The 26,945-nt window shown below is 44.9% G+C and carries 30 protein-coding genes and 1 riboswitch; of the genes, 29 read left to right on the top strand and 1 reads right to left on the bottom strand.

The window, feature by feature from the left end:
- Positions 1 to 3: 3 nt before the first annotated feature.
- The 14 genes from ABXS78_RS09565 to ABXS78_RS09500 all read left to right on the top strand — a co-directional run bounded on the left by ABXS78_RS09565 (position 4) and on the right by ABXS78_RS09500 (position 12,287).
- Positions 4 to 756 carry a segregation/condensation protein A gene (locus tag ABXS78_RS09565; protein WP_366247079.1) on the top strand — a complete coding sequence of 251 codons (753 nt, stop codon included), beginning with the start codon at positions 4 to 6 and terminating at the stop codon, positions 754 to 756.
- The gene (gene scpB / locus ABXS78_RS09560) at positions 740 to 1,312 is read left to right on the top strand and encodes an SMC-Scp complex subunit ScpB (RefSeq protein ID WP_366247078.1); all 573 of its coding nucleotides are present in this window, start codon (positions 740 to 742) and stop codon (positions 1,310 to 1,312) included. Before ABXS78_RS09565 ends, scpB begins: the two co-directional genes overlap by 17 nt.
- Positions 1,313 to 1,360: 48 nt before the next feature.
- A complete protein-coding gene (locus tag ABXS78_RS09555) occupies positions 1,361 to 2,218 on the top strand; it encodes a superoxide dismutase (RefSeq protein ID WP_366249911.1) in 858 nt (285 codons plus the stop codon).
- Positions 2,219 to 2,343: 125 nt separating this feature from the next.
- Complete coding sequence (locus ABXS78_RS09550) at positions 2,344 to 3,375, top strand: D-alanyl-D-alanine carboxypeptidase family protein (RefSeq protein ID WP_366249910.1); 1,032 nt, start codon at positions 2,344 to 2,346, stop codon at positions 3,373 to 3,375.
- Positions 3,369 to 3,962 (top strand): nucleoside recognition domain-containing protein, encoded by a 594-nt coding sequence (locus ABXS78_RS09545; RefSeq protein ID WP_366247077.1) that lies wholly within the window; start codon positions 3,369 to 3,371, stop codon positions 3,960 to 3,962. The genes ABXS78_RS09550 and ABXS78_RS09545 overlap by 7 nt, the downstream gene beginning before the upstream one ends.
- Positions 3,959 to 4,492, top strand: a complete 534-nt coding sequence (locus tag ABXS78_RS09540) for a spore maturation protein (protein WP_366247076.1) — start codon at positions 3,959 to 3,961, stop codon at positions 4,490 to 4,492. The genes ABXS78_RS09545 and ABXS78_RS09540 overlap by 4 nt, the downstream gene beginning before the upstream one ends.
- Positions 4,493 to 4,556: 64 nt before the next feature.
- Positions 4,557 to 5,297 (top strand): pseudouridine synthase, encoded by a 741-nt coding sequence (locus ABXS78_RS09535; protein WP_366247075.1) that lies wholly within the window; start codon positions 4,557 to 4,559, stop codon positions 5,295 to 5,297.
- A 56-nt stretch (positions 5,298 to 5,353) separates the two neighbouring features.
- Positions 5,354 to 5,887, top strand: coding sequence for a thiol-disulfide oxidoreductase ResA (resA, locus tag ABXS78_RS09530; protein ID WP_366247074.1), 534 nt, complete (start codon positions 5,354 to 5,356; stop codon positions 5,885 to 5,887).
- Positions 5,888 to 5,904: 17 nt separating this feature from the next.
- Positions 5,905 to 7,440: a cytochrome c biogenesis protein ResB gene (locus ABXS78_RS09525; RefSeq protein WP_366247073.1), complete on the top strand. Its 1,536-nt coding sequence runs from the start codon at positions 5,905 to 5,907 to the stop codon at positions 7,438 to 7,440.
- Positions 7,440 to 8,597 carry a c-type cytochrome biogenesis protein CcsB gene (ccsB, locus tag ABXS78_RS09520; protein ID WP_366247072.1) on the top strand — a complete coding sequence of 386 codons (1,158 nt, stop codon included), beginning with the start codon at positions 7,440 to 7,442 and terminating at the stop codon, positions 8,595 to 8,597. The genes ABXS78_RS09525 and ccsB overlap by 1 nt, the downstream gene beginning before the upstream one ends.
- Before the next feature lie 26 nt (positions 8,598 to 8,623).
- A complete protein-coding gene (locus tag ABXS78_RS09515; protein ID WP_095222633.1) occupies positions 8,624 to 9,340 on the top strand; it encodes a response regulator transcription factor in 717 nt (238 codons plus the stop codon).
- Complete coding sequence (locus tag ABXS78_RS09510) at positions 9,340 to 11,100, top strand: ATP-binding protein (protein ID WP_366247071.1); 1,761 nt, start codon at positions 9,340 to 9,342, stop codon at positions 11,098 to 11,100. The genes ABXS78_RS09515 and ABXS78_RS09510 overlap by 1 nt, the downstream gene beginning before the upstream one ends.
- A 14-nt stretch (positions 11,101 to 11,114) precedes the next feature.
- Positions 11,115 to 11,294: riboswitch (cobalamin riboswitch) on the top strand.
- A 73-nt stretch (positions 11,295 to 11,367) separates the two neighbouring features.
- A complete protein-coding gene (locus tag ABXS78_RS09505; protein WP_366247070.1) occupies positions 11,368 to 11,757 on the top strand; it encodes a DUF4430 domain-containing protein in 390 nt (129 codons plus the stop codon).
- The gene (locus ABXS78_RS09500) at positions 11,757 to 12,287 is read left to right on the top strand and encodes an ECF transporter S component (RefSeq protein WP_366247069.1); all 531 of its coding nucleotides are present in this window, start codon (positions 11,757 to 11,759) and stop codon (positions 12,285 to 12,287) included. The genes ABXS78_RS09505 and ABXS78_RS09500 overlap by 1 nt, the downstream gene beginning before the upstream one ends.
- A gap of 14 nt (positions 12,288 to 12,301) precedes the next feature.
- Here ABXS78_RS09500 and ABXS78_RS09495 read toward each other — a convergent pair whose 3' ends face one another.
- Complete coding sequence (locus ABXS78_RS09495) at positions 12,302 to 12,550, bottom strand: ferredoxin (RefSeq protein ID WP_095222807.1); 249 nt, start codon at positions 12,548 to 12,550, stop codon at positions 12,302 to 12,304.
- A 101-nt stretch (positions 12,551 to 12,651) separates the two neighbouring features.
- Between ABXS78_RS09495 and ABXS78_RS09490 the strand changes: the two genes are divergently transcribed.
- The 15 genes from ABXS78_RS09490 to ABXS78_RS09420 all read left to right on the top strand — a co-directional run bounded on the left by ABXS78_RS09490 (position 12,652) and on the right by ABXS78_RS09420 (position 26,892).
- Entirely contained in the window at positions 12,652 to 13,650 is a 999-nt protein-coding gene (locus ABXS78_RS09490) for a helix-turn-helix domain-containing protein (protein ID WP_366247068.1), read from the top strand.
- The gene (locus ABXS78_RS09485) at positions 13,647 to 15,167 is read left to right on the top strand and encodes an ATP-dependent DNA helicase RecQ (protein ID WP_366247067.1); all 1,521 of its coding nucleotides are present in this window, start codon (positions 13,647 to 13,649) and stop codon (positions 15,165 to 15,167) included. The genes ABXS78_RS09490 and ABXS78_RS09485 overlap by 4 nt, the downstream gene beginning before the upstream one ends.
- Positions 15,168 to 15,193: 26 nt before the next feature.
- Positions 15,194 to 15,493: a hypothetical protein gene (locus ABXS78_RS09480; protein WP_366247066.1), complete on the top strand. Its 300-nt coding sequence runs from the start codon at positions 15,194 to 15,196 to the stop codon at positions 15,491 to 15,493.
- Positions 15,494 to 15,687: 194 nt separating this feature from the next.
- On the top strand, positions 15,688 to 16,269 hold the full coding sequence (locus ABXS78_RS09475; protein ID WP_095222640.1) for a genetic competence negative regulator: 582 nt from the start codon (positions 15,688 to 15,690) through the stop codon (positions 16,267 to 16,269).
- A gap of 162 nt (positions 16,270 to 16,431) precedes the next feature.
- A complete protein-coding gene (locus ABXS78_RS09470; RefSeq protein ID WP_366247065.1) occupies positions 16,432 to 17,703 on the top strand; it encodes a Glu/Leu/Phe/Val dehydrogenase in 1,272 nt (423 codons plus the stop codon).
- Positions 17,704 to 17,791: 88 nt separating this feature from the next.
- Complete coding sequence (locus ABXS78_RS09465; RefSeq protein ID WP_366247064.1) at positions 17,792 to 18,769, top strand: YpdA family putative bacillithiol disulfide reductase; 978 nt, start codon at positions 17,792 to 17,794, stop codon at positions 18,767 to 18,769.
- Positions 18,770 to 18,783: 14 nt separating this feature from the next.
- Entirely contained in the window at positions 18,784 to 19,746 is a 963-nt protein-coding gene (locus ABXS78_RS09460; RefSeq protein ID WP_366247063.1) for an asparaginase, read from the top strand.
- Between the two features lie 100 nt (positions 19,747 to 19,846).
- Positions 19,847 to 20,515 (top strand): glutamic-type intramembrane protease PrsW, encoded by a 669-nt coding sequence (gene prsW / locus ABXS78_RS09455; RefSeq protein ID WP_366249844.1) that lies wholly within the window; start codon positions 19,847 to 19,849, stop codon positions 20,513 to 20,515.
- Between the two features lie 108 nt (positions 20,516 to 20,623).
- Complete coding sequence (gene sleB / locus ABXS78_RS09450) at positions 20,624 to 21,457, top strand: spore cortex-lytic enzyme (protein ID WP_366249843.1); 834 nt, start codon at positions 20,624 to 20,626, stop codon at positions 21,455 to 21,457.
- A 15-nt stretch (positions 21,458 to 21,472) separates the two neighbouring features.
- Positions 21,473 to 22,822 carry a germination protein YpeB gene (gene ypeB, locus ABXS78_RS09445; RefSeq protein WP_366249842.1) on the top strand — a complete coding sequence of 450 codons (1,350 nt, stop codon included), beginning with the start codon at positions 21,473 to 21,475 and terminating at the stop codon, positions 22,820 to 22,822.
- A gap of 85 nt (positions 22,823 to 22,907) precedes the next feature.
- Positions 22,908 to 23,582 carry a PilZ domain-containing protein gene (locus ABXS78_RS09440; protein WP_366249841.1) on the top strand — a complete coding sequence of 225 codons (675 nt, stop codon included), beginning with the start codon at positions 22,908 to 22,910 and terminating at the stop codon, positions 23,580 to 23,582.
- 84 nt (positions 23,583 to 23,666) lie between these two features.
- On the top strand, positions 23,667 to 24,344 hold the full coding sequence (cmk, locus tag ABXS78_RS09435) for a (d)CMP kinase (protein WP_366249840.1): 678 nt from the start codon (positions 23,667 to 23,669) through the stop codon (positions 24,342 to 24,344).
- Positions 24,345 to 24,356: 12 nt separating this feature from the next.
- The gene (locus ABXS78_RS09430; protein ID WP_095222649.1) at positions 24,357 to 24,941 is read left to right on the top strand and encodes a lysophospholipid acyltransferase family protein; all 585 of its coding nucleotides are present in this window, start codon (positions 24,357 to 24,359) and stop codon (positions 24,939 to 24,941) included.
- 108 nt (positions 24,942 to 25,049) lie between these two features.
- Positions 25,050 to 26,195: a 30S ribosomal protein S1 gene (rpsA, locus tag ABXS78_RS09425; RefSeq protein ID WP_095222650.1), complete on the top strand. Its 1,146-nt coding sequence runs from the start codon at positions 25,050 to 25,052 to the stop codon at positions 26,193 to 26,195.
- Between the two features lie 109 nt (positions 26,196 to 26,304).
- On the top strand, positions 26,305 to 26,892 hold the full coding sequence (locus tag ABXS78_RS09420) for a hypothetical protein (protein ID WP_366249839.1): 588 nt from the start codon (positions 26,305 to 26,307) through the stop codon (positions 26,890 to 26,892).
- Positions 26,893 to 26,945: the final 53 nt, after the last annotated feature.

Below are 26,945 nucleotides of genomic sequence, written 5' to 3'. Positions count from 1 at the left end.
TTTGTGCAAGGATACAGTGTGAAACTGGATGGATTTGAAGGCCCGCTCGATCTGCTCCTGCATTTGATTAATCAATACGAAATCGATATTTATGATATACCGGTGGCTGTGATCACCGAGCAATATATGAACTATATACATACGATGCAGCAATTAGAATTGAACATTGCCAGTGAATATTTGGTGATGGCGGCAACGCTTCTGGCTATGAAAAGCCAGCTGCTTTTGCCGAATCAAGCAACACTTGATGAAGAATCAGCGATGGAGGAAGAAGACCCACGGGATGAGCTGATGAACCGCTTGATCGAATATCGTAAGTTCAAGGAAGCAGCAGAAGATTTAAAAGAGAAAGAGCGGTCTGCTGACAAGCTTTATACTCGGCCGCCAGCTCCGCTTCCGGACAAGCCGGAACTGAAACCGCTCGAGCCAGGTGAAGTTACTGTTTATGATATGGTAGCTGCCTTGCAGCGTGTTTTCCGCAGAAGGGAATGGAGTCAGCCGCTCGATACGAAAATTCAGCGCGCAGAAATTATGCTGGAGGATCGGATGGGAGAAGTGCTGCAATCTGTTAAAGCCAGAAAAGAAGGGGTCGATTTCTTCGAATTATTTCCGGAACGGACGAAGCAGCACATCGTCGTTACCTTTATGGCTATATTGGAATTGATGAAAAAACAGCAGATTTTCTGTAAGCAAAAACGGCATTTTGATGAGTTAATCGTATTTGAAATGGGGATGCACGATGGAAGTACCGTATAACAGTATTTTGGAAGGGCTATTGTTTGCAGCTGGAGATGAAGGGTTGACAAAAAAACAGCTCATGCATGCATTGGAAATAGGAGAAAAAGAAGTTGAAAAGGAATTAGCATCTCTGAGGGAAGCCTACGAATCACCAGATCGCGGTTTATCCATCATGGAAATGAAAGGTGCCTACCATCTGACAACCAAATCAGAGCACGCAGCTTATCATCGGAAACTGCTGGATTCGCCGCAAAACAGCAAATTATCTCAAGCGGCGCTCGAGACGCTTGCTATCATTGCCTATAAACAGCCAATCACAAGAGTCGAGGTCGAGGAAGTGCGCGGGGTTAAAAGCGAGAGGCCGATTCAAACACTTGTTGCCAGAGGTTTCATAGAAGAAAGCGGACGTAAGGAAGGTATAGGCAGACCGATTTTATATGTTACGACACTTGCTTTCCTTGCTTACTTTGGTTTGCATACATTGGATGATCTGCCTCCTCTGCCGGAAGGAACCGATGACCCGGAAGGAGCCGCAGACCTGTTCTTCGAAGATTTCCCTGCCGAATCGAATTGACAAGATTCCCTTAGCTGAATGGGCACATATGCTAGGGCGAGGTGAGTGATCTTGAACAACAGAAATTATCTGGAAGCATTGCTGGAATGGAGCAAGGCAATGCAAGTACATGTGGGGGAGACTTCAATACAGGAATGGGAAGCCGACCTTCGTGAGCTGCAGCATAATTTGCAGCATACGCTTTTAGACTCCGAAACTATTGCACAGGAAGCAGTATTGCAGTTTCGTCAGGATGCAGAGAGGATTGCAGCCCGGGTAGGGCAAGCCAGCCGCCAGAATAGTGTCAGCTGGGGGCAGCACAGGCTTCCGCCGCTTCCTTACCGCTTTGATGCACTGGAGCCGCACATCAGCAGGGAAATCATGCAACTGCATTATACAAAACACCACCAATCCTATGTTGATGGTCTGAATAAAGCAGAAGAAATGCTTTACCTGAATCGGGGGAACAAAACCAGCTCGGACTATAAGCATTATTTAAGAGAGCAATCCTTCCATGGTTCTGGTCATTTCCTCCACACGATTTTCTGGTACAATATGTCGCCTAATGGCGGCGGAGAACCTTCCGGACAGCTGGCGCAGCAGATCCAGAGAGACTTTGGTTCCTTCCAGAGGTTCAAGGAAATGTTCTCAAAGGCTGCTGACAGTGTGGAAGGGGTCGGCTGGGCCACTCTAGTTTGGGAGCCCAGGTCGCACCACCTAGCTATTCAGACGCTTGAAAAGCATCAGCACTTCAGTTTGGCAGATACTATTCCTTTATTAGTCTTGGATATGTGGGAGCATGCCTATTATCTGCAGTATAAAACAGAGAAAAAGAAGTACGTGGAAAATTGGTGGAACGTCGTCAATTGGGCGAATGTGGCCCAAAGATTCCAAACTGCCAAGCAAGTGAACTGGGCACCATTTTAAGAAAAACCCCTATCCAAATAAGGATAGGGGTTTTTCACTTATTCATAAGCTTGTCTTCTGTGCATACACTGATGATAGATGATTAAGGGAGGGTTTGAAACATGTTCAAGCGCGTTCTGGTTGTAATGACTGCCATAATCCTCTGTGCGATGCTCCTGCCAGGGCAAGCGGCGTCAAAACCTGGCGTATCTGCAGATGCAGCAATTCTGATGGAGCTTTCTACTGGCAGGGTTTTATATGAAAAAAACGCATCTGAGCCGAAAAGAATCGCCAGTATCACAAAAATCATGACTGCTATTATCGCGATAGAATCTGGAAAGATGGATGAAGAGGTCCATATCAGCAAAAATGCTGTATATACGGAGGGATCCTCTATTTATCTAGAGGAAGGAGAGGAAATCCCGTTAAAAGATCTTGTTTATGGGCTCATGCTTCGATCCGGAAATGACGCAGCCGTAGCCATAGCTGAACATGTGGGCGGCAGTGAAGAAGGGTTTACCCACTTGATGAATGAGAAAGCGGCATGGCTTGGCATGCAGGATTCCCATTTTGATAATCCGCACGGCCTGGATACAGAGACACATCACAGTTCCGCTTATGACATGGCGTTATTGACGAAGTATGCGATGCAAAATGAGACATTCCGTAAGATCAGCGGAACGAAAACATATAAAGCAGATACCAAGATGTATGCCTGGGGAAACAAAAATAAAATGCTCACGCGTTATTACGAATACTCTACCGGCGGTAAGACAGGTTATACGAAAAAGGCAGGTCGGACACTTGTGAGTACCGCTGAAAAAGATGGAATGGAACTGGTGGTTGTTACGATAAATGACCCGGATGATTGGCGGGATCATATGAATCTTTTTGAATGGGGATTCGATGAATTTGAGCTTACCAAGCTGAAACAGTCTGGGACAGGCACATCTCTAATCTATCCGCTTTCCGAACAGGAAAAGAAACAAGCGCATACGAATACACAGCTTCTGAAACCGGACAAGCAAAAGGAAAACCAGCAGATCGGTGCGGATATTTATTATCTGAATGAAAAGAAAATCGGTACAGTGCCAATTTTCGCAGTTCCAGAGAAACCGACACTGGCCGGTAAGACAAAGCAAGTGTTTGACGATCTGGCGGGTGTCCGCTTATGGTGAATTATATATGGGCAATCATGGCGATCGGCGGTATTATTTATGCCATGATCAATGGGACGATGGATGAAGTGAATAAGGCAATATTCAAAAGTGCAGATGATGCAGTCGTACTTGCCATCAGTTTGATCAGCGTGATGGTGTTTTGGCTCGGCATGACGAAGATAGCAGAAGCCGCCGGACTTTTAAAAGGTCTGGTACGGCTGTCCAAGCCGTTCATTGCCAGGTTGTTTCCAGACATTCCGAAGGATCACCCGGCAATGGGATATATCCTGTCCAACCTGACTGCTAATTTCTTTGGTTTGGGGAATGCAGCGACACCAATGGGAATAAAAGCGATGGAAGAGATGAAGAAGCTAAGCGGCAGTCCCAAAGCGAGCCGTTCGATGATAACCTTCCTGGCTATCAACACATCCAGTTTGACGCTGATTCCAACGACTGTGCTTGCTGTGCGGATGAAATATGATTCGCAATCACCGACCGAGATTGTCAGCGCTACCTTACTGGCTTCTATCATCTCTTTCATTGGAGCCATTCTGATTGATAGGCTCTTTTATGAAATCAGGAGACGGAAGGAGCGGCATTTATGAGTCTGCTTACTACCGCCAGTATGTGGATCATTCCTTGTCTCATTCTTGTTGTACTAACTATCGCGACTGCGAAACGACTCCCTACTTACGAACTGTTTGTGGATGGTGGCAAGGAAGGTATCGGTTTGGCTATCTCGATACTCCCTTTTCTGCTCGGAATGCTAGTCTCGATTGCGATTCTTCGGGCTTCTGGTGCATTGGATGCCATTATCGGTCTGATTACACCTTTTTTGAGCTTTATCGGAATGCCTGCTGATATCGTCCCGCTGGCACTCGTAAGGCCGATCAGCGGAACAGCAGCACTCGGAATGACAACAGAACTGATTGCAACCCATGGTCCGGACTCTTTCATTGGCAGATTGGCTTCCGTGCTTCAGGGAAGTACGGATACCACCTTTTATGTGCTGACTGTCTATTTTGGTGCCGTTGGTATCCGTAAGATGGGAGATGCATTAAAAGTTGGACTGTTGGCTGATGTTATTGGTATAATGGCATCAATAATAGTAGTAACGATTATATTCGGAGCATGAGAGGCGTTGACAACCGTTAACGCTCTTTCTTTTGTTCCTGATGATAAAAAGTGAGGATCAGTAAATGGATAAACAAGCAGAACGCCTGCAGAAAGTAATTGCCCACAGCGGGATTACATCAAGAAGAAAAGCCGAGACGATGATTTTGGAAGGCAAAGTCAAGGTCAATGGCAAGGTTGTGAAGGAACTTGGTATCAAAGTGACCGATAGAGACACTGTAGAAGTAAATGGAATACCGCTTGAAAAGGAAAAGTCTGTCTATTATATGCTTTACAAACCACGCGGCGTCATTTCAAGCGTGCAGGATGAGAAAGACCGGAAAGTAGTGCTCGATTTGATGCCGGAAGTATTGGAAAGAGTCTATCCAATTGGCCGTCTTGATTATGACACATCAGGTTTGCTGCTTCTGACGAATGACGGAGAGTTTGCCAATATGCTCATGCATCCAAGCCAGAAGATCGACAAAGTGTATGTTGCCAAAGTCAAAGGCATACCTAGCCCGGATGAGTTAAAACAGCTGAAACGCGGCATTATGATTGACGGACATAAATGCAAAGCTGTTTATGCGAAGCTGATGAGTGCTGACAGAAAGAAGAATACAAGCCTTGTTCAAATTATCCTGCATGAAGGGCGCAATCGTCAGGTGAGAAAAATGATGGAAAGAATTCAATTTCCTGTTCAGAAACTAAAGCGAGAAAGATATGGTTTCTTAACACTTGAAGGGCTTCAGCCGGGTGCATATCGTAAGCTGACCCCGGAAGAAGTACATCGGTTCAAAATGGAATACAAAGAAAAAAGTAAATAATTTGTCAAAATTGCAGGCTGGAAGACGTGCTATACTTGGCAAAGAGGTGAGGATACATGACACCTATTCGTAAGAGGCGTTTCATTGTACGTCTGACTGTGCTTGTCTTACTGGCTGGCCTTGTTTTGACAGCGTGCTGGCAGCTGTTGGGAGAAGGAAAGGCAGAAAAGGTGGAAGCAGGACAACAGGCACCTGAATTCACGCTGACGGATATGCAGAGTGGCCAAGAGTTCAAACTATCTGATATGCGCGGCAAAGGTGTCCTAGTCAATTTTTGGGCAACTTATTGCGAGCCTTGCAAGCAGGAAATGCCTTTGTTCGAAGAGGCATCCCATACATATGAAAACAAAGATGTGATTCTTGCTGCTGTCAATGTGGACGAAAGCAGCGTTGTCATTGATCGTTTCCGAAAGCAGTATGATCTTACTTTTCCAATTTTGCAGGATAATGGACAAGTGATGGAAGCATATGGAGTAGATGCACTGCCGGCTACGTTTTTCATCTCAGCAGATGGAACAGTCAGCAGGACTGTTTATGGGCCGTTGGAAACGGAGCGGCTGGAGGAATATTTAGATGAGATTGTGCCTTGAGAAAAGAGGCGATGTTTGTGCAGAAATGTTCTAAATGTAAGCATGAAAACGAAAAGTGCGACCATTGCGGAAGCTACGTAAACGAAAAAATGGACATGCGCTATGAAAATGCAGACCGCCGCTCCCAGCAGAGCAACCAGACAATGATCGATAAGGTTTGGCGTTTTTTCGCATCTGTGCGGAACGGTATGTATATCCTCTTCCTGACTTTGCTTGCAACGGCGCTCGGCACCATTCTTCCGCAGCGGGCATACATACCTATTGATAGACTGGCTCAGGAATTTTACGAATCAGAATATGGCAACTTCGGGAGTCTGTATTATGCATTCGGTTTTGATCAGTTATACAGCTCATGGTGGTATATGACGCTCCTCGGGATGCTTGGTGCAAGTATCCTGATTGCCAGTATCGACCGGTTTTTCCCTTTGTACCGTGCATTGAAGCTGCAGCCAGTGAAGCGCAAAAAACATTTCCTGATAAGTCAAGTGTATGTTCGGAATATGGAAATCAGTGATCAAGAGATCTTGTTAAAGCAAATACGGGCAAGACGTTATCGTATCCGCCAAGATGGACAGGATTATCTGGCTGAAAAAAACAGGTTTGCCAGGTGGGGTCCATATGTGAATCATATCGGGCTGCTCCTAGTGCTGCTGGCAGCTTTCCTTAGGCTGTTTCCTTATTTTTATCAAGATGAATTTGTATGGATAAGGGATGGTGAAACAGCGGTAGTACCCGATACCGATCAATCATTGTTTATCAAAAATGAACAATTCAATGTCGATACATACGATAAGGATGATCCAAAGTTCAAAGCTGCTATCGAACAAGAAGGCAGGTCGATTCCGAAAAGCTTCACAACAGATATCATTGTTTACGAAGGTGAGGATCATATTGCCGGCGATACTCCTGGTTTGAAGGTATTGACACAATTGAAGGTGTCCGTGAATCATCCAGTCAAAGCAGCTGGGTTTACGATCTATCAATCAGGCTATCAGCTGAATGAATTCAGCAGTTTGACTCTCCGCGCTGAAAATGAAGAAGGTACATCAGCTGATTTTAAAGTCGATACCGATAATCCCCAAGCGAATTATACGCTTGATAACGGTCTTCAAGCAACATTAGTTGATTATTATCCGGACTATCAATTGGACAGGGACAAAATGACTACTGCATCTAAATACCCTCGAAATCCTGCATTCGTTTTTGATATTTCAGAAGGCGATAATACGCAAAGACTTTTCATAGCAATTGATGAGGTTGTTTCGGAGACAGAAACGAACAAATACAACGTACGTGCAGTGGATTATGATACGCATAATGTAACTGGATTGTCCGTGAAACGCGATTTGACTTTACCAGTATTCCTGCTCGGAGGACTCATTTTCATGATTGGTCTTGTCCAGGGACTTTATTGGCAGCATCGCAGGATCTGGCTTCAAAGACAACCTGATGGCTCCTATCTTATTGCAGGACATACGAATAAGCATGCGTCCTCCTTTGAAAGAGAATTGGATAGTATCTTCGACAATTATGATAAAGGAGAGAGCAGCTGATGGAAAAGTTATCTATCATTAGCGGTCATTTGCTGGAAGCTGCTTTTATCAGTTACCTGCTTGGTATCATCTTATTCACATGGTCAGCGGCAAAGCATAGGCATGACCTTATTGAGCGGATTGCTTGGTCTGTCACTGCTGCCGGATGGATTGCACAGCTCGGCTTTTTCATCCTTCGATGGGTGTACAGCGGACATGCACCGGTAAGCAATTTATTTGAATTCATGACCTTCTTTGGCATGATGCTCATATTGGTTCTGCTGATTATGTATCGGTATTACCGCTACCCGATTTTAGCGGTAACGGCATTGGTGATCAGTATACTGATCATTGGATGTGCAGCCATGTTTCCGCGGGAAGTAGCACCGCTTGTGCCTTCGCTGCAAAGTCATTGGCTGTATATTCATGTAACAACGGCTGCACTAGGGGAAGCCGTACTTGCTGTCAGCTTTTTCGCTGGTTTTCTTTATATCCTGCATGAAACGAATCAAGACAAACAGCATAAGAGGGTATGGCTGATTGAAAGCATAATCGTAGTTATATTATCAGTTGCAGGCTACATGCTGCTCGCTATTCTTTTCCGAACATTCGGATATACTGCTAGTGTGACGACAGCAGAGGCAAGCATCATCTATCAGCTGCCGCCTGTCTTTGTTCCAAATGATACGATATCCTCACCATTTCCGATCGGTATATCTGTTCCCGACTGGCTGCGCGGTGAAAATGCGGCAATGAAGCTAAATACAATCTGCTTGTCCTTGCTCGCTGGTTGTGTACTTTATGTTCTCATTTGTCTCTTTACTAAAAGGAGAATCGGAGCAGCACTGCAGCCGCTAGTGCGCAGAATGCCTAAGGATATGCTGGATGATATCGGCTATCGTTCTGTAGCAGTCGGTTTTCCTATCTTCACACTTGGTGCGCTTATCTTTGCGATGATCTGGGCCCAGCAGGCATGGGATCGCTTTTGGGGCTGGGATCCAAAAGAAGTATGGGCGCTGATTACGTGGCTTTTTTATGCTGCTTATTTACACATACGTATGCTGAGAGGCTGGCAGGGCATACGATCAGCATGGCTCGCAGTGATCGGCTTTTGTATCATCATGTTCAATTTGCTGGCAGTAAATTTGCTTATCGTAGGATTACACGCGTATGCTTAACATAAAAAGAGAAAAGGGGAAGGACCATGGAAACAGAAGCACATATTCTTGTAGTAGACGATGAAGAAAGAATCCGCAGACTCGTGCGCATGTATCTGGAGAAGGAAGGCTACACGCTTGATGAAGCAGCTGACGGAGACCAGGGGCTTCAAATGGCAAACGAGACAGACTATGATGTAATCCTATTGGATGTCATGATGCCCGGCAAGGATGGAATAGAGGTTTGTCAGGAGATCCGCAAAGAAAAAGGCACGCCGATCATCATGCTGACAGCCAAGGGGGAAGAAGCTGACCGAGTAGAAGGCTTTGAAGTCGGTGCGGATGATTATATCGTGAAACCTTTCAGCCCTCGTGAAGTCGTCCTGCGTGTAAAAGCACTATTGAGACGGTCTTCCACGACTAAATATTTGCATACCGATGCAAAAGCGAAGGATTTGCTTGTATTCTCTCATCTTACTATCGATAAGGATGCCCACCGTGTGACGGCGGATAATTCGGAAGTTACATTGACACCAAAGGAATATGAATTGCTGCACTTCCTTGCTTCGACACCAGATAAAGTGTACGGCCGAGAAGAGCTGCTCAAACAGGTTTGGAAATATGAGTTCTTCGGAGACTTGCGTACAGTAGATACACATGTCAAAAGGTTACGTGAAAAATTAAGCAAGGTTTCAGAAGAAGCTGCTAGCATGATTGTGACAGTGTGGGGTGTCGGATACAAATTCGAAGCGGATAAAAGCTGATGCTGTGGGGAAGTGTTGTTAACAAGTTATGGCTGACTATCCTGGTACTTGTGTCAGTCGTCCTTGGTCTGCTTACATTCCTTCTGTTGGAGTTTTTTGGTAATTTCCATATTGAAGAGGCCGAAGAAAGCCTCATGCAGACAGCTACGAAGGTGTCTATTTTACTGGAAGAAATTGATGACCGAAATACCGTCTACGATACTGCAGAACGTGTGCAGGATCCGAATTCCCGCATAGCTATCCTACAGAATGATGAGCTTTGGATATCAAATCCAGATGAGGCGGAGCCATTGCCTGATGTTAACCAGCAATGGCTGCTGAATGATGATACATTAAATAAAGCTGTAACAGAAGGAGAAGATGTTTCCAAACAGCTTATCTTGCCTAATACCGATAGAAGTGTAATCGTTGTCGGTACACCGCTGCAGGATGGTTCTGGTGCGGTTTATGTCTATCAATCACTATCTGTCGTAAAAGAGACAGGTAATCAGACGACACAGATCATCCTCTTAGGAGCAGGGATCGCATTCGTGCTGACAACCGTGTTTGCCTTTTTCCTATCATCCAGAATCACGAAACCACTGATTAAAATGCAGGATGCAGCACTGAACGTCGCCAGAGGTGAATTCGGGACAGAAGTGCCTGTCGTTACACATGACGAGATAGGCATGCTAGCAACTGCTTTGAACAAGATGGGTAAACAGCTGGAATTCAATATCAACGCACTAAGCCAGGAAAAAGAGCATCTTGCCCGTGTTGTAAATGCCATGGTGGATGGCGTCGTCATGATCAATCGGCAGGGTGAACTAACCGTGACGAATCCGCCGGCTGAAGCATTTATCCATGATTGGCAGTTTGAGAATGGCGAAACATTTCATGAAGTGCCAGGTGTCTGGCTTGAAATCATGGAAAGTGTTGTCTCAACTGCATCGGAGGTTACACGAGAGGTGACGATCCAGGGACGCGAATGGGTGATTATAGCAACGCCCCTTTATGATGATGCAGCTATTCGCGGTGCGGTCGCTGTCGTTCGGGATATGACACAGGAACGAAGATTGAATAAGCTTCGCGAAGATTTTATAACGAATATCACGCATGAACTGCGCACTCCGATTTCCTTACTGCAAGGCTATAGTGAAGCAATCATCGATGATATCGCCGATACAGTCGAAGCAAAAAACGAGCTGGCTCAAATCATCCACGATGAATCTTTGCGAATCGGAAGACTTGTCAATCAGCTGCTTGACCTTGCTCGGATGGAAGCAGGCGATACAAATCTCGTGATGGAAGATGTAGAAATAAATCCTTTCCTGGAGCGGATTGTCCGTAAGTTCCAAGGCTTGGCCGATGAAAGGGAAATCAAACTTGGGCTCGTCAATGCAGTGGATAAACGCACCTATCATTTTGCGCCTGATGCACTGGAGCAAGTACTGACGAATTTGATTGATAATGCCATCACCCATACAGAGCATGCAGGTGCTGTACAGGTATTGGTATCCGACGATAAAGATCAGCTTGTTATAATCGTCAAAGACTCGGGGAGCGGGATACCGGAAGAAGATTTGCCTTTTGTATTCGAACGATTCTACAAGGCTGACAAATCTAGAACAAGAAAAACCGCTAAAACCGGAAATGGCTTAGGACTTGCTATCGCTAAAAATATCATTCAAGCTCACAATGGTACTATCAAAGTGACGAGTAAACTGCGTGAGGGAACAACTTTTACTATTCGTCTCCCTCAGGATACAAACCTGACATAATATGATAAAATAAGCTGAATCAAAGCGTACAAGGTGTCGAACAGACTTGATAGGGAACACGGTGTGATTCCGTGACTGTCCTCGCAGCTGTGATTACCGCCGAAAAGAACATATCCACTGTCCTAATGGATGGGAAGGGTTCTTAGTAGATGAAGGTATCAGTCAGCAGACCTGCCCTGTGTGCTTGTGTTTCACCGCTTCGAGGACTGAGCGGTTGGAGCGGCAGCTTCTGATGCTCTTTCCTTTATTAAAAGGGAGGATTTTTTTATGAAAAAAGCACTACATATGTTATCTGCCTTATTGCTGGCAGCAGGCATACTGGCTGGCTGCGGGACTACCGAACAGCCGCAGCAAAACCAGCAGGCAGAGCAGAAGACCGAACAGCAGGTCACTATCACCTTATCTGAAGATGGAGAAGAGATCTCATCCAAGGAAGTCAGCTTCGGGGAAGGCGACAATCTATTGGATGTAATGAAAGAGAACTTTGAAATCGAGGAAGATGGTGGATTCATCACGGCAATTGATGGTCATTCCCAGGATGAAAATGCCAATAAATACTGGCTTTTCACGGTTAATGGGGAAATGTCACAAGTCGGAGCGAATGAGCTTGAATTGAAAGACGGCGACGATGTTGTCTTCGATCTTCAAGCAACTTAATGTTTACCACACGTAAGCTGACGCTGCTGGCAATGCTGACGGCACTTGCAGCGGTAGGCAGGATATATGCGAATGTGCTGTTTCCGTTTCTGCCGAACATGCAGCCGATGACGAGTGTTATCATCATTTGTTCGCTTTTGCTGGGTCCAGCTGCAGGTGTCATTATTGCTGTTTTGTCCACGCTTTTATCCAATATGATCTTGGGTATGGGGTTATGGACATTGTGGCAGATAGTGGCTTGGGGATTAATCGGTCTGATGTTCGGACTGATAGGCAAGCTGTGGAAAGAGCCGCCACTGATTGTCATGACAACTGCCAGCGTCTTGGCAGGATACGTGTACGGCTTATTGATATCACTGCCGAATGTATTCATAATGGAACATTTTCTGGCGTACTATCTTGCGGGCATAAGTTTCGATACGATGCATGCAATCGGTAATGGAATTTTCTTTTTCATTTTGTACCCTGTTCTGCGAAAGCTGTTCAGTAAGTGGATTCCTGCAGAAGGAAAAAGAACCACTTCCTCTTAAAGGGAAGTGGTTCTTCATATATGGGATAATGCTTCTTTTGCGATAATCAAATCACTTAGTTTAATCGACTCGGTCGGACACTCTTCAAATGCCTCTGTTACATCTTCCTGCAATTCCTCCGGTACAGCAAAGGTACCAGTATTGCGGTCGAGCAGGACAAATGCCAGACCTTCATCATCATAATCGTATACATCGGGCGCGACAGCTCCGCATGTACCGCAGGCGATACAAGTATCCTGATCGACATATGTATACATTGCCATCCCGCTTTCCCCCTTCCGCTTTCAACAAAGCTGCTTCTTGCTTTATACTAAGTGTAGCGCGTCCCGAAACGGAATACAAGCTTACAGAAAGGTTGATTGCCATGCTTCTGGCTTCTATCATCATACATGCCGCTCAGCCCATCAGGCATGAACGGAGTTCGGCGTCCATCTATCATCTTCTGCAAGGCAAGCGTTCCGCCCAAACATTGCAGGATGCCCATATGTACGGTCTTACCCATCTGTTTGGCATCTATCCGAAGCTATCCAGACAGTTTTTCGACCAGGTGGCCGAGAATGCCATGCAGGAAGAAAGCCAAGATATACTAAAAAATCTGCCATATTTCAATGGTATGACCTATCAGACTCAAACAGAGCCATTCTTATATCGGCTGCTTCTGCTCGTTCAGCTGCTTTCCAATCAAGCGAAAGAGGAGAAGCAGTATATACCTGTAACGGATAATCCAGCTATCCAACATTGGATAAAGCAGTTGTATCGACAGGAACAGCATCACTTGGACGATTGGCGAAACGGAGTATATAAGGAGCTATATGGATTGCTCGGGAAACTGCCGCAAATACAGGCAGATTTATTCGTTGACCGATTGACCGGCTACCATCATATCGGCTTGACTACTGTTCAGCTGGCAGAAAAATATCACGTGCATGAAACAGATGTGCTCCTATATCAGACATCGACTGTCCACCATTTTTTACAGCATGCTGACAGCGATGGGGCAGCCTATCCATATCTTGCTGCACTCATGGATAGAACGCAGCAGCAGATCCGTTCCATCACAACTACTGCGCAAAAGACTCGGACAATGCTTGAACGTGGTATGTCAGTAGAACAGATCGCTTTAGTCAGAGGTTTGTCAGAGAACACAATTAAAGATCATATTGTGGAAATCACTTGGATAGATGGAGAAGCACTTTCCAGTAAATTCATTTCCGATAACGATGCTAGTATCATTTTAGCGAGCGCTATGCAGGCTGGTACAAACAAACTAAAACAAATACATGCTTTGCTGGAAGGGAAATATGATTATTTTCAGATCAGATTGGCATTAGCATTACGGAAAGAACAGGAGGTGAAAGCATGAAAGCAGATTTGCAAAAGGCATTGCAGAAGTTCTATGGCTACGATCAGTTCCGTACTGGGCAGGAGGAAATACTAGGCAGTGTCCTAGAAAACCATCATACATTGGGAGTTTTGCCGACAGGAACGGGGAAATCTATCTGTTATCAGCTGCCTGCTTTCATGCGGAGCGGACAAGTCATTGTTGTTTCTCCCCTCCTGTCTCTGATGGAAGATCAAGTGAAACAGCTGCGTGCCAGAGGTTTCAAGCGAGTGGCTGCACTGAATAGTTTTCTCGATTTTGAAGACAAGCAGCAGATCATGCGGAAACTTCAGCATTACGATCTGCTGTATGTTTCTCCGGAGATGCTGCAAAACGAATTCCTGATTAATCGTCTGCAGACACTGCATATACAAATGTTTGTAGTGGATGAAGCCCATTGTATTTCGCAGTGGGGGCAGGAATTCCGGACGGATTACCTTCGCTTGGCAGAAGTGATCCGAAACCTGGGCAGTCCGCCAGTACTTGCATTGACGGGAACTGCTACTCCAGAAGTCCAAGCGGATATTCAGCATTTGCTTGGGGATTTGGACATGGATAAACATATCTATCCGATGGATCGGGAAAATATCTCTTACTTCGTCAAGGAAGTACAGGACCAGCAGGAAAAGAATGAAACGATGCTAGCTTTGCTGAGAAAGATTCAAGCTCCGACAATCATTTATTTTTCAAGTCGAAATATGGCCGAAAGTACGGCAGCTATCATTCGGGCAAATATGCCGGACATGCCGTGTGCGTACTATCACGGAGGCATGGAGAATGAAGACAGGATATTGATCCAGCAGCAGTTCCTTGCCGGCCAGCTGCAAATCATCTGCTGTACGAGTGCATTTGGTATGGGAGTGGATAAAGAAGATGTTCGTCTGATCGTTCATTATCATTTGCCAAGTGATAAGGAATCTTTCATTCAGGAGGTCGGCAGAGCGGGACGTGATGGCGAGGAAAGTGTAAGTGTTGTTCTTTATAGTCCAGGCGATTGGCAAATACCCATCCATCTGATTGAGCAGGACCTTCCAGAGCAAGCTTCGATTCAGCAAATGCTGCGTTTCCTTTATCAGCGCGTAAAAGCAGGTCAGACAGAACTTCCATCTTACGAGCTGCTCATCCAGCATATTCCGATTAGTGAGACGCAATGGCGATTTTTACTTTATCAAATGGAGAAACATGATATAGTTAAGGGAAATCATCTGCATTATAAGGCAAATGCCTGGAAGGAATTCCTTAACCAGATAGAGAAGTTTGTTGGAGACAGGAAAAGGCATAAGCTGAAGCAGCTGCAGCGTATGAAGGAATGGGTTTATACAGATACATGCAGACGCCAAGTGCTTTTTGCTGACTTTCAGTCTGAAGTGCGCCCAGCAAAAGGCAGATGCTGCGATAATTGCGGTGATACCCTTGCGGAATGGCAGGCAGGTTTGATGAATGCACAGCCGGAACGTACTGGCTGGCGGGAGCAGCTGTATCACCTCCTGCAGCAGTAAAACGGAAATGGAAGGATGGACACTTCATGGCAAAGACAGAAGAGAAGGATCAGAATCTGGAGGAGCTGGTGGCATCCGTGACACAGACTCAGGGTGCCGAGGAATTTAAACCCGATCAAGAAGAATCGGAACCAGCAGTTCAGCGTATCGATGTTCTTAATTTACCCCCACGCCGGACAGTCCATGACGGGCAGCGGACAAGCTTCCGCCTGCGCTGGAATGGAGGTATTGCCAGGTTCATCCTCCTGACGGTCATCGTGCTGGCAGTAATAGGATTTATTCTGTTGTACGCAGATGTGCCGCTGTCGATACCAGCCCTATTTTAGTCCGTTTTCAGTTTGGACAACAAGGGTATTTTTAACTCAAAGATTAATATACTAACTATACGTACAAATCCTTTCTGTTCGAGGTTGTAAACTATCACGAAAATGGACGCTCCCATTGGGAGAGTGCCGCGTACAAAACATAAAGCGAATCATATGCTATCTATATCTAGAATGGCATCCAAGGGGGAAAAGTGATGAAGTTAGAGCGCGTTTCATTAAATCAATTCAAGATCTTTCTTACCTTCGACGATTTAATCGAGAGAGGCTTGACTAAAGAAGATCTGTGGCATGATCTTCCAGGCGTTCATCAGCTTTTTCACGATATGATGTATGAAGCAAGCGATGAATTGGGCTTCGAATTGGAAGGCACACTTCTTGTTCAAGTGCATATTCTTCAAGCACAAGGGATGCAGATCATCGTAACACAGTATCCACAGACGGAAGACTTCGAAGAAGAAGAGGATTATATCGAGATGAAAGTGACACTTGACGAAAGCAGGGAGCTTATCTTCTCATTCACAGATTTTGAGGACATCATCAGCGTTTCACGTCAGCTGGACCAAATCGGCATTGAAGATGCCGCTGTGTACTTTATGAACGATCTTTACTATATGGAAATTCGAACGCTGCTCCATCCTGCAGCGCGGGAAAACTTGATTGCAGTCATGTCGGAATTCGCTAACCCGAGTATTGTTACCTCGGTTCGGCTGAATGAATACGGCAAAAAGATTTTCGATAAGGATGCAATACGGCAGATCTGCACGTATTTTGCATAAGTTGCCGAAGATACCGGAGCATCCGCCGGTATCTTTTTGATTTTTGATTAAATACACGTTTCTCATTATCCATCTGGCTGCTTTTTTGTTAGAATGGAGGTGAAGATTCGATGTGGTAATATCGCTAAACAAGATGGGGAAACATTTAGGAGGTACAGAACAGTGGCCGACAACGCTGCGGAATCTACCAACAACAAGCATAGGGACGTATTAGAATCGACACAGAGGGTCGTACAAACGGCTTTGCAGAAACTTGGCTATCCCGAGGAAGTCTATGAATTACTGAAAGAACCAGTGCGGTTAATGACAGTCCGTATTCCAGTTCGAATGGACGATGGCAGTACGAAGATATTCACAGGGTACAGGGCTCAGCATAACGATGCAGTTGGTCCAACCAAGGGTGGCGTTCGTTTCCATCCGGAAGTGAGCGAGAATGAAGTAAAAGCATTGTCCATTTGGATGAGTCTGAAAGCGGGTATCGTCGACTTACCTTATGGAGGCGGTAAAGGCGGTATCATCTGTGATCCCCGTGAAATGAGTTTTCGGGAGCTGGAAGGTGTCAGCCGTGGATATGTACGGGCAATCAGTCAGATTGTCGGTCCGACGAAGGACATACCAGCACCGGATGTGATGACCAACTCTCAGATAATGGCATGGATGATGGACGAATACAGCAGGATGGATGAATTCAACAATCCAGGGTTCATCACCGGAAAGCCGATTGTATTGGGAGGTTCACATGGCAGGGAAACAGCTACAGCTAAAGGCGTGACAATCTGCTTGAAGGAAGCTGCCAAGCAGCGAGGCATCAGAATCGAAGGAGCACGTGTTGTCATTCAAGGCTTCGGAAATGCTGGCAGTTACCTAGCTAAATTCATGCACGAAGCTGGCGCTAAGGTAATCGGTATTTCAGATGCTTACGGGGCGCTTCATGACCCGGATGGCCTGGATATCGACTATTTGCTTGATCGACGGGACAGTTTCGGAACAGTGACCAACTTGTTCAAGTCTACAATTTCCAACCAGGAATTATTGGAGCTTGATTGCGATATACTTGTACCAGCTGCGGTAGAAAACCAAATTACCAAAGACAATGCACATAAAATTAAAGCTCAGATTGTGATTGAAGCTGCAAATGGACCGACAACGTTTGAAGCGACCAAGATCTTGACCGAACGCGGTATCTTGATAGTTCCGGATGTGCTTGCATCGGCAGGCGGTGTGACGGTCTCCTATTTTGAATGGGTGCAGAACAATCAGGGCTTTTATTGGACGGAGCAGGAAGTAGAAGAAAGATTAGAGAAAGTGATGCTGAAAGGGTTCCAAAATGTATACCAGACTGCACAAACTAGACGGGTCGATATGCGACTGGCTGCATACATGGTAGGTGTCCGGAAAATGGCGGAAGCATCCAGATTCAGAGGCTGGATCTAATCATAATGGAAATTATGCTCTTATCCTGAAACAAAAAGGATAAGAGCTTTCTCTTTTCTCGGGAAGAGGGATAGAAAGGAGCAGTACAATGCAAAAAGAACAAGCAATCATTATAGGAGCCGGTCCATGCGGATTATCCGCAGCAATTGAGCTGCAAAAAGTTGGTATCGAACCGCTTCTTATCGAAAAAGGCAATGTCGTAAATTCAATTTATAACTATCCTACCCACCAGACCTTCTTCAGCTCCAGTGAACGGCTGGAGGTAGGCGATATAGCATTTGTTACCGAAATGAAGAAACCTGTCAGGAACCAGGCGCTGGCTTATTATCGAACAGTTGCTCAGCGACAGAATTTGCGTATACATACTTTCGAGCGAGTGATGCAAGTGTCTGGAAGTGTTCATGACTTTACGTTAACTACGAAGACGATAAAGGAGGAAGAAAAACACTATAAAGCAGATTATGTTATTGTAGCAACCGGATACTACGATCAGCCTTACTTGATGAATGTGCCTGGTGAGAATCAGCCGCACGTATTCCATTATTTTAAAGAAGCTCATCCTTATTTCGGTAAAAATGTGACGGTAATTGGCGGGAAAAATTCCGCCGTCGATGCTGTGTTAGAACTTCATAAAGCAGGTGCGAATATTACAGCACTCTATCGCGGCAGTACATATTCCAAAAGTGTAAAGCCTTGGATCCTGCCAGAATACGAATCATTGGCTCGTAATGGATACATCGACCATAGATTCAATGCACATATTAAAGAGATCACCGATACACAGGTTATTTATGAAGCAGAAGGCGAGACTCAATCGGTCGACGCTGATTTCGTTTTTGCGATGACTGGGTACCGGCCCGATCTGAAGCTACTGCAAAGCATGGGTATCTCCATTCATCCAGAAACAGGAAAGCCTGACTATGATCCGGAAACGATGGAGTCGAACGTACCGGGTATTTTCATTGCGGGAGTAATCGCAGCTGGGAATAATAATAACGAAGTATTCATCGAAAATGGACGTTTCCATGGTGGACAGATTGCCCAATCAATTGCTTCGCGTAACTGAAAGGAAGAAAATAGATGAAAAAAGGGAAAGTTGTATTGATCACTACTGGCGGCACAATTGCCAGTGTTCCGAATGAAGAAAGCGGAAAACTTGCATCCGGTGAAATGACGGGTGAGGAACTGCGCAGCCAAATTGATCTGCCGGATCATATCGAAGTCAAAGTGGTAAGTGCACTTCAGAAACCGAGTATGCACATTACGTTTGATGACCTGCTGTCATTAAAAGAAATAATCGAACAGCAGCTAAAGGATCCGCAAGTCCAAGGGGTTGTTGTCACACATGGCACAGATTCGCTGGAGGAAACGGCTTATTTCCTTGATTTGACCATAGCGGATGCCCGTCCAGTTGTCGTCACAGGTTCACAGCGTGCTATCCACGAACTTGGTTCTGATGTGTTCATCAACCTGCGCCACGCTGTTCTGACAGCTTTTGATGACCAATTGTTGGATTGCGGAACTGTTGTTGTCTTCAATGAGCGTATTTTCCCAGCAAAATATGTTAAAAAAGAGCATGCCTCCAATATCCAAGGCTTCAATGCTTTCGGGTTCGGATATTTAGGTATTATTGACAATGATAAAGTGTATCTCTATCAAAAACCGGTCAAACGGAATACGTATGAGCTGAAAAGCAGGCTTCCTGACGTGGATATTATCAAGTGCTATCTGCAGGCGGACGGCAAATTTCTTAAAGCAGCGCGTGAAGCAGGGGTAAAAGGCATTGTCTTAGAGGGCGTTGGGCGAGGACAAGTAGCTCCAAAAATGAAAGAAGAAATCCTTCAAGCCTTACAGGATGGTATCAAAATCATTCTAACGACTGCTTCTGAAGAAGGTAATGTCTATACGACATATGATTATGAGGGAAGTGCCTATGATCTGTATAAGGCTGGTGTTCTGTTAGGAAAGGATCAAGATAGTAAGAAAGCCCGAATCGAGCTTGCTGTTGCTTTGGCATCGGATCAGACCGACAGGCTTATATAGACCGCAGGAATTATTTCCTGGTTCTTTCCAGTAACATATTCCAAAAAAATAGACCACATGGTACGATAAGGGAAGATTGTTAGTTGGAAGAGGTGCTATCATGCTTACCATCCTTTCCGCAGCTATTGCGCCAGCCCTCGCGCTTCTCACCTTCTTCTATTTGAAGGATCGTCTGGAGCCCGAGCCGCTCAGCATGGTACTGCGGACTTTCCTATATGGCGCTCTGCTTGTTTTTCCTATCATGTTCATCCAATATGCGATGAAAGCCGAAGGATTAAGCACGCATCCGATCGTTTACTCATTTTTCACTGTCGGATTCATGGAAGAGTTCTTCAAATGGTTCATCTTCCTGTACACAGCTTTCCGGCACACTGAGATGGATTCGGTATATGATGGGATCATTTATGGTGTCAGTATCAGCTTGGGCTTTGCTACGGTGGAGAATGTACTCTACTTATTTGCGCATGGGGTAGACTATGCTTTCACTCGGGCGCTCTTCCCGGTTTCTTCCCATGCTCTTTTTGGAGTGCTGATGGGATATTATCTCGGAAGAGCTAAATTCGGCAGTTATCATCCTCGTTTGCGTATTTTCGGAGCGATGCTGATCCCGTTTTTGCTGCACGGATTATACGATTATATTTTACTGATTGTTACATTCAACTGGATTTACGTACTGGTTCCCTTCATGATCATCCTTTGGATAATCGGACTTCGTAAAGTGCGATCAGCAATTCAGCATCCTATTGAACAGATACATACAACGAAATAAAAGAGTCAGGCAGTGAATCTGCCTGGCTCTTTTTTTGTTGCATAATATGAGCACACGAGAAGAAAGCTATCGGTATCAGATCATAGTTAGGTTGGAGGAAAAAGACAGATGGAAAGTAAAAAGTTTCGGCTTTGCAAATTGTTATGTGCCGGTCTGATATTGATAGGCGCAATCCTATCGGCACCTGTAGAGACTAAAGCCTTTTCCGATCAGGTGATCCAGCATGGAGCCACAGGTGACGACGTAGTGGAACTGCAAGCTCGCTTACAATATGCAGGATACTACAATAAAACAATTGATGGTGTTTTCGGGTGGAGCACGTACTGGGCACTACGTAATTTTCAATATGAATTCGGAATGGAGATTGACGGTGTTGCAGGCCAGCAGGCGAAAGACAAGCTAGTTTCCATGACGAAGTACGACAAAGCCTTCGTTATGCGTCAGATTCAAGAAGGTAATACATTCACTTATTATGGTGGAACACCGCAGGAAAATCAGGTGAAGAAGCGTGGTAATGGAGGCGGAGGCGGAGGCAATACTAATGCTAATGCTCCAACTACGTCTGCAGTCAATGTTCCAAATGGGTATTCTCAGAATGATATTAAACTAATGGCTAATGCTGTCCATGGAGAAGCGCGAGGAGAACCGTATGTTGGGCAAGTAGCAGTAGCAGCAGTCATTCTGAACAGGGTGGAAGATCCTTCTTTCCCTAACACCATCTCTGGTGTCATTTTCGAACCGAGAGCTTTCACAGCTGTTGCAGATGGCCAAATATGGCTGACACCTGATGAAACAGCGGAACAAGCAGTATTGGATGCAATAAACGGCTGGGATCCTTCCGGAGGAGCCATTTATTACTTCAACCCAAACACGGCAACTTCGCCATGGATTTGGGGCAGACCTCAGATTAAAACGATCGGTGAACACATTTTCTGTATGTAGAAAGGAGAGCGAAGGATGTACAAATGGGTTATTATCGGCGTTCTGGCTTTGGCACTCACAGGAACAGCTTTTTGGGGCTATAATGAACGCCAGGAAAAGAATGATATCAAGATGCAAGCAGAAAATAATTATCAGCGTTCTTTCCACGAGCTGACGTACCGGATTGATACGCTGCACGATAAGATCGGAGCGACACTGGCAATGAACTCCAGAGATTCCCTTTCCCCACAATTAGCGGAAATCTGGCGTTTATCATCTGAAGCACATACAGACGTCGGCCAGCTTCCATTAGCACTACTACCATTTGAAAAAACAGAGAAATTTTTAACGAACATTGGTGATTTTACGTACAAAACAGCTGTCCGGGATTTGGACAAGGAACCATTGTCTGAAGAAGAAATGCAGCGCTTGGAGAAGCTGCATGATAATGCGGGGCAAATTAAAAATGAGCTGCGGAATGTCCAAAATACAGTTCTGGGAGATAACCTGCACTGGACTGATGTGGAGCTTGCGTTATCAGATGATGAACCAGATCATTCAGATAATACCATCATTTCAAGCTTTAAAAATGTAGATGATACCTCAGGAGGATTTTCTGACGAAAAAGATTTCAATAACGGTGCATTGCCAGCCTCCAACGAAGAGCATAAATTTGAAGGCGTGACCGGTGAACGAATCAATCAAAAACAAGCAAAGACAGTTGCTGCAAAAGCTTTTGATTTGAATACGATAAGCGGCATAGAAGGCGGAAAATCAGGTAAAGGTTCTGATGTACCTCTATATAGTCTCTCCTATCAAAAGGATGGCGAAAGCGGCTATGCAGATATCAGTCAAAAAGGCGGTCACATTCTTACACTAATGATGCAGCGGGATCGGGAGGAGCCGAAACTGGGATTGCACGATGCCCAGCAAAAGGCACAGGACTTCTTGGAAGAGCAGAAACTGGCGGATATGGAAATGGTGCAGAGCAGCCAGTATGATTCTGTCGGTATCTTCTTCTTTGTACCTGTCCAAAACGACGTTCGTATATATGCAGATATTGTGCAAGTGAAAGTAGCACTCGATAATGGAGATATTCTAGGCTATAATGCCCGTGACTATTTTATGAATCACCATAAGCGTGATTTACAGAAACCAAAGCTTACAGAAGATCAAGCAACGGAAAAACTCAATCAAAATGTTAAGGTTCAGGAGACTCATCTTGCTTTGATCGAGAACGATACCCATGAAGAAACACTCGTCTATGAAATAATGGGTACTAGGAATGACGAAACTTACCGAATTTATGTAAATGCCAATACAGGAAAAGAAGAAGAAATCGAGAAACAAACAACAACAGAAGCACGTTTTCTGCAAAGTACGTAAAGGGGAATGGCAAACAGCCTTCCCCTTTTTGAATATTTTTGTAATAATAGGAAGAAAGAACGATTCAAGGGAAGAGGCGAGGTGCTTGCTGAAAATCGGTAGTACTTTAGTATTAGAGAAAACAGATACATTAAATCGGGACGAATGGCTTCGATATCGGGCCAAAGTAATCGATTTGGAAGAAGATGCGATTTATATCGATTATCCGGTTAACGAACAGACAAAACGGACAGATATTTTTCCAGTCGGTACTGCTTTTAGAGCATTATATGTGACAGAAGACGAGAATGCATTTACATTCGGAACATCAATAATGGGCAGAGAAATGCTGAAAGTTCCGGCATTGAAACTATCAATGCCGAAGGAAGATACTATCCGGAAGATTCAGCGCCGCCAATATGTGCGAATTATGACGAGTACGGATGTGGCTCTTCACAGCAACGAAGCTGGTATACCCCCGATTTCATCCATTACACTTGATATAAGCGGAGGGGGGCTGTCTTTGCTGCTGCCTGAGAAGCATGGATTCAAGGAGGGGATGAGCGTAACGCTGTATATTGCCTACTCTCTGCAGAAAGAGGGTCCTGCTTTTCTGACAGCCTCAGGAAATATCATTCGAATCGTCCGTAATGAGAAATCCGGCAAAATAATCGCTAGCATTCAGTTCGATGAAATCCAGGAACGGGACAGACAAGCAATCATCCGTTTCTGCTTTGAGCGTCAGCGGGAACAGCGGAAAAAAGGGGTTCGAATCAGGTAGACTTCAAATAGACCAAGCCGCTTTCCTGTGTTATGCTTTATTAGGTTTTATTTCCGATTATGATGAGAAAAAGGATTGAATTGAATGACGAAAACTATCGCTATCGCAATTGATGGACCTGCAGCTGCAGGCAAGAGTACGGTATCCAAATTAGTAGCTAAAAAATTGCAATTTGTATATGTGGATACTGGTGCCATGTACCGAGCGCTTACACTGACTGCACTTGAAGCTGGAGCTGATTTGGAATCAGAGGAAGCTTTACTATCCTTGCTGCAAGGAATTGACATTGTTTTGATGCAGCATGAAGAAGGTCAAAAAGTACTTGTAAATAGTAAAGATGTAACCGAAGCAATCCGCTCGAATGAAGTGACAAATAATGTTTCCATTGTCGCTAAGCATCCGCTTGTACGCGAAGAAATGGTGAGACGACAGCAGAAACTTGCAGCCGATAATGGTATTGTCATGGATGGCCGTGATATTGGGACTCGAGTCCTTCCGGATGCTGAAGTGAAGATTTTCATGATCGCTTCTGTAGAGGAACGTGCAGAGCGCCGTTATAAAGAAAATATCGCCAAAGGATTCGAGGCAGATCTGGAACAGCTGAAAGAGGAAATTCGTCTTCGTGACAAGCTCGATTCTGAAAGGGAAGCATCTCCATTAGTCAAAGCGGAAGACGCTGTTGAAATCGATACAACTGCACTATCGATTGATGGTGTTGTAGAAAAAATCCTTAAAGCCGTACACGAGGCTCTCGGAAGATAAGGAGTAGGGATTATGTCATTATATACCATAGGTAAAATGATCCTTAGTGCTGCATTTTACCCGATGTTTCGTATAAAAGTATATGGCAAGGAACATGTTCCTAAAGAAGGACCTGTTCTGGTCTGTTCCAATCATATCTCCAATTTCGATCCGCCTATACTTGGTATTACTTGTCCGCGTGACATCGCCTTCATGGGAAAAAGTGAGCTTTTCAAGCCTAAGCCGCTTGGCTGGCTTATGAAGAACTTGAATGTTTTTCCAGTGAAGCGGGGCATGCAGGATCGTGGAGCACTTCGTGTAGGATTGGACATATTAGCCGAAGGCAAGACGATGGGTTTGTTCCCAGAAGGAACTAGAAGTAAGGACGGTAAGCTAGGGGAGCCCCTTCCTGGAATAGGTTTCTTTGCCATGCGCTCGGAAGCGAAAGTTGTACCTTGTGCGATTATTGGCTCCTATAAAGGGGTAAAAGCATTGAAAGTAATCTATGGACCGCCAATTGATATGGAAGAGCTGAGAGAGCGTAAAGCGCCGGCTAAAGAAGTATCACAGGTGATCATGGATGAAATACAACTTCTAATGAATAAGCATGTCGGATAGATGCCCTATCACTTGACAAATATCATCAAATGTTAGAAGTTAGAAAAAAGGACATTTCTATGTTTTTTTACTAATGTTTTGTCTCGTAAACTGAAGGAGGTCTCTTTGATGGATGAAATGAATGAGCAAGCTACGGATTTCAAGGAATTGTCTGTAGGCGATACTGTAACCGGTAAAGTGGTGAAAGTGGAAGATAAACAAGCTTTGGTAGACATTGGCTACAAAGTGGAAGGTATCCTGCCAATCAGCGAATTATCCAGTCTTCATGTTGAGCGTGCTGCTGATGCAGTGAGTGAAGGTGAAGAGTTGACACTTAAAGTGAAAAAAGTAGATGACGAAGAAGTCGTTCTATCCAAGCGTGCAGTCACTGCTGAGCTTGCATGGGATGACCTGGAAGCGAAATTCGAATCCGGAGAAGTCTTCGAAGCTGAAGTCAAGGAAGTCGTCAAAGGCGGTCTTGTTGTAGATGTCGGCCTTCGCGGATTCATCCCTGCTTCTCTCGTGGAAACATATTTTGTGGAAGAGTTTGAAGGGTACAAAGGAAAACCGCTTACGCTGAAAGTGGTCGAGCTTGATCGCGAACAGAACCGTGTCATCCTATCTCACCGTGCGGTAGCCGAGGAAGAGGAAGCTTCCAAGAAACAGGAAGTGCTTGACAGCCTAGAAGCTGGCCAAGTAATTGACGGTACAGTACAGCGTTTGACTGACTTTGGCGTCTTCGTCAGCATTGGCGGCGGAATTGACGGTCTCGTACACATTTCCCAGCTTTCACATGAGCATGTGGAAAAGGCATCTGATGTCGTGACAGAAGGTCAAGAAATCAAAGTCAAAGTCCTTGGCGTCGACAAAGAAAACGAGCGCATCAGCCTATCCCTGAAAGAGACACTCCCAGGACCTTGGGAGAACATCAGTGATCGAGCACAAGCAGGGGATGTACTGGAAGGCGAAGTAAAGCGCTTGGTAAGCTTCGGTGCATTTGTTGAAGTATTCCCTGGTGTTGAGGGCCTTGTCCACATTTCCCAAATTGCTAACCGTCATATCGGTACGCCGCAGGAAGTACTTGAGCCAGGTCAAACAGTGCAAGTGAAAGTTCTTGATGTCAACGAAAGCGAAAAACGCATGAGCTTGAGCATCAAGGAATTAGAACAAGATGAAAACGATGCTGTCATCAAGGAATACGAAAAAGAAGAAGAGCATTCCGGCTTCCAGCTTGGAGATATTCTCGGTGACAAATTGAATAAGTATAAGCAATAATCTTAAAAGACCAAGGCTGTCCCCAAAGGACAGCCTTGGTCTTTTTTTGTCATCCGTGTATAGTTTTTCTCCTCACTTGTCATAATGCTGATACAAGGAGGAGTGAAAAATGGACGGGTTTTACTTTTATTGGGCTACATGGATCAGCTGGATCTTGGTAACCTTTTTCATGCGTCATTCATTGGCTCGGACACTTTTTGCATTCGCTATATTGCTTACCATTTCATTATCTGGTTTTTCCGTTAATTTTGCTGGACATCGAATTTTTGCTACCGTTTTTCTGCTTGCTGTCATTGGCTACCTATTCATTTTTTCCAGTAAGCGAGTTGGAAGGGGGACATTTGGGAGCATTTGTGTAGGAATTGCTTATGCGGGAATGCTGCTTTGGGAACTGACAAATCCCGTCGCACTGCTTATTCCGCGTATCCTTTTGTTTTCATTGACATTATTTGCCCTTGTCCTCTATCTGACTCGGAATTTCCATTTACAGCTTGGCATTAGCTGCTTGGGCTTTGCTATCGGAGAAGTCATTTATCTGTTATTATTGGATATTTATGGTCTGCAGCAAGATGCTGGCAGCTTTAAAGCAATGGATGTACTGGGAACGATACTGCTGTTAATAATCTCAGCAAAACTGCTTGGTATGCTGAGAAAGTATCTGCGAAATAAGTCGAAATGGACTCCCGGACGAACATGATGTCGAAAAATATTGTTTCCCTATGGCGCTTTTGCTAGAATAAAACAGTTAGG

The sequence above is a fragment of the Terribacillus aidingensis genome (assembly GCF_040703035.1).
Lineage (GTDB): Bacteria > Bacillota > Bacilli > Bacillales > Amphibacillaceae > Terribacillus.
This window is presented reverse-complemented; position numbering and strand designations above follow the sequence as displayed.